Source organism: Psychrobacter sp. Ps2, from assembly GCF_022129405.1.
Lineage (GTDB): Bacteria > Pseudomonadota > Gammaproteobacteria > Pseudomonadales > Moraxellaceae > Psychrobacter.
Genome location: NZ_JADQAM010000023.1, coordinates 1 through 1163 on the forward strand (window position 1 = coordinate 1; position 1163 = coordinate 1163).

Genomic DNA, 1163 nt, shown 5'->3' on the forward strand with positions numbered 1-1163 from the left:
ACCACTAAATTGTCAAATCGATCTCGATATGCTTTGGTCTCATTGATTCGCTGACGCTTAAGAGATGCCTGCTGCCGTCTCTGTTGTAAAGCTACTCGCCGCCTGGTTAAAGCCTCCTCTCGTGCGCGCTCAGCCTCTTCCTTAAGCTTTGCTTGCTCATGTGCTTTATTGAGCTGGTGGTGAAGCACCATCGTACGGTTGCGCCAGTCATCAAGCCGATCTGCGTTCAATTGAGTGGTCTTGGTACGGGTAATCTCATCGTATAGGTCATCATCTTGCACAATCACAGCTTCACTTTGATCCAGTAAGGCGATACGCTGCTCATAAAACGGCGACAGGCGCTGATAGGTTTTTTGACTGGTATTAATTTGCTGCTTTAACTGTTTGATGTCTTCATTATTGGTGGTCTTAAACGCTTTAACATCAGCTGTCAATGCCGTTAAACGAGTGTAAGCATCCGCGTCTACCTCTACTGCTTTTAACGTACTGAGCGCCTCACGCTCTTTTTGAAGATATTTAAAGCGCTCAACATCCAGATCTGCAAATGCGGCAAACTTATGATAAGTGTCCATGTTATTGGTGACGTCTATATCTTGTAGATCCGAAAACGCTTGATCCCACTGTAAGGATAAGTCGGATTTTTCAATATCAATCTCATCAAGAGCTTTAAAGCCAGTCGCCAGTTTATTCAGCTTTGCGGCAAAGGGTTTTAGCGTGGCCTTCAACCCTTTGTAGTCAGCAATGACTTCATTATTAAGCGGGATCAGCTTTTTTAAAACCGTTTTATTGTTCAGCACCGTTTTATCAATCTGTGACAGCTGCTCTTCAAGACGGCTAACAGCGCGGCCTGTTTGTAGGGTATCATCTTGTCTAAACTCCTCAACCAACGCTAAAGCCGCCTTTAGTGCCTCACTTTGCTCTTTTGTGCTTATCTGCCTAGCAAGCTCAATCATTTTTTGGCGGGACGTGCTGTAATCCTGTCCCACCTCTTCGGTGAACCTCGGTGTGCTTTTAATATTTTTGTCAATAGTGATGGTCTGTTTAGACTGGTGTGCTAACTCTTCATGCAGCCTATCAATGGTTGAGAATAAGGCGCTGCGTACCATCTTTTTTTGACTCACAAAGTCGGCTGAGATTGCTAAAAGCTCATCAAGTGCGTGATC

At 44.7% G+C, this 1163-nt stretch carries 1 protein-coding gene; it reads right to left on the reverse strand.

Annotated elements, in window-relative coordinates:
- On the reverse strand, window positions 1-1163 hold a 1163-nt coding region (locus tag I3254_RS00900; protein ID WP_238050504.1), incomplete at both ends, for a hypothetical protein.